At 72.6% G+C, this 1,534-nt stretch carries 1 protein-coding gene and 2 pseudogenes; 1 reads left to right on the top strand and 2 read right to left on the bottom strand.

Annotated elements, in window-relative coordinates; all coding sequences use genetic code 11:
* Both I53_RS26310 and I53_RS26305 read right to left on the bottom strand, forming a co-directional pair.
* The coding region (locus tag I53_RS26310) for a solute carrier family 23 protein (RefSeq protein WP_043356442.1) at positions 1-316 on the bottom strand (316 nt) is incomplete at its 3' end.
* Positions 316-1,128: pseudogene (locus I53_RS26305) on the bottom strand (xanthine dehydrogenase family protein molybdopterin-binding subunit); the annotation flags it as partial. The gene I53_RS26310 and the pseudogene I53_RS26305, both read right to left, overlap by 1 nt.
* On the opposite strand from I53_RS26305, the pseudogene I53_RS26300 reads away from it, so the two are divergent.
* Positions 1,084-1,534, top strand: a pseudogene (locus I53_RS26300) (Zn-dependent hydrolase); the annotation flags it as partial. The pseudogenes I53_RS26305 and I53_RS26300 sit on opposite strands and share 45 nt — an antisense overlap.

The following is a 1,534-nucleotide window of genomic DNA, read 5'->3' as shown; positions in this document are numbered from 1 at the left end:
GCTGGACCACCACGTAGGTGAAGTAGGCGTTGAGCCCCATCCCGGGCGCGAGGGCGATCGGGTAATTGGCGTAGAGCGCCATGATCAGCGAGCCGAGCGCCGCCACGAGGCAGGTCGCCACGAACACGGCGCCCCGCGGCATGCCGGCATCCGCCAGGATGCTCGGATTGATGAAGACGATGTAGGCCATCGTCAGGAAGGTGGTCAGCCCCGCCAGCACCTCCGTGCGCACGCTGGTGCCGTGCTCGGCGAGGCGGAAGGTGCGCTCCAGAAAGCCGGGTTTGGCCGCCGGCGTGGCATCCCGCGGTTGATCCATCACGAGAGCCCGGTCCTGCCGGCCGCCACGGCCCGGTAGATCCTGTCGGGGGCGAAGGGGGTCGCGGTCAGCCTCGCGCCGGTCGCGTCGCGGATCGCGTTGCCGAGCGCCGCCGCCACCGGGTTGAAGGGCGACTCGCTCATCGACTTGGCGCCGAGGGGGCCGATGCTGTCGTACGTGTCGGCGAACAGGACCTCGGTGTCCGGCACGTCGGCGCAGGCGGGGATGTGGTAGTCGCGGAATGTCTGCGTGATGAGGCTCCCGTCCGCACCGACGCGGACCTCTTCGTAGAGCGCCGCGCCGATCGCCTGCGCCACGCCGCCCTCGACCTGTCCGCGGCACTGCATCGGATTGATGACCCGCCCGGCATCGGCGGCGTGAACGCTCTTGAGGATGCGCACCACCCCGCTCACGGGATCGACCGCGACCCGGAAGGCGTGGACGTTAAATGCCACCGAGCGCGGGCTGCCGTCGGCCCGGCCGGCCGCGTCGAGCGGTCCGATCGCCGCGAGCGTCACCGGTCCGGCCGGCGTATCGACGACATCCCCCGCTACGCGGCAGGCATCGGGGGACACACCCGCGATCTCCGCCGCCCGCGTGCGGATCCGGACCGCGAGCGCCTCCGCGGCGCGGAGCGTCGCCAGACCCGCCACAACGGTCCCCGTGCTGCCATAGGCGCCGGTATCGTGGCCGACGCCATCGGTGTCCGCGCCCGCGATGCGAACGCGCTCCGGCGCGACGCCGAGTGCCGAGGCCGCGATCTGCCGATGCACCGTGCTGGTGCCGTTGCCGAATTCCGCCGTCCCGACACTGGCGTCCACCGGACGACCTTCTCGCCCGAGGACATGGAATCCCGCCGCTGGCTGATGGCCAAGCTGGAGGCCTGCGGGCTCGCGGCCTCCATCGACGGGATCGGCAACGTGCTGGGGCGCCACCGCGGCCCCGGCCCGCATCTCCTGGTCGGCAGCCATATCGAGACCCAGAACGAGGCCGGCTGGCTCGACGGGGCGCTCGGGGTCGTGGCCGGGGTGGCGCTGGCCCGGGCCGGCCTGCCCGTCGACGTCGTCCCCTTCGCGGACGAGGAGGGGCATTTCTCCGGCGGTTTCCTGGGCAGCCGCTCGGCGATCGGCGACCTGACCGAGGCCGAGATCGACGAAGCCCGCAACCGCACCGAACGGCACCCCCCTGCGCGCGGCGCTCGAAGCCGCGGGCCTGGCC

It is taken from the genome of Methylobacterium sp. B1 (genome assembly GCF_000333255.1).
Classification (GTDB): domain Bacteria; phylum Pseudomonadota; class Alphaproteobacteria; order Rhizobiales; family Beijerinckiaceae; genus Methylobacterium; species Methylobacterium fujisawaense.
This window is presented reverse-complemented; position numbering and strand designations above follow the sequence as displayed.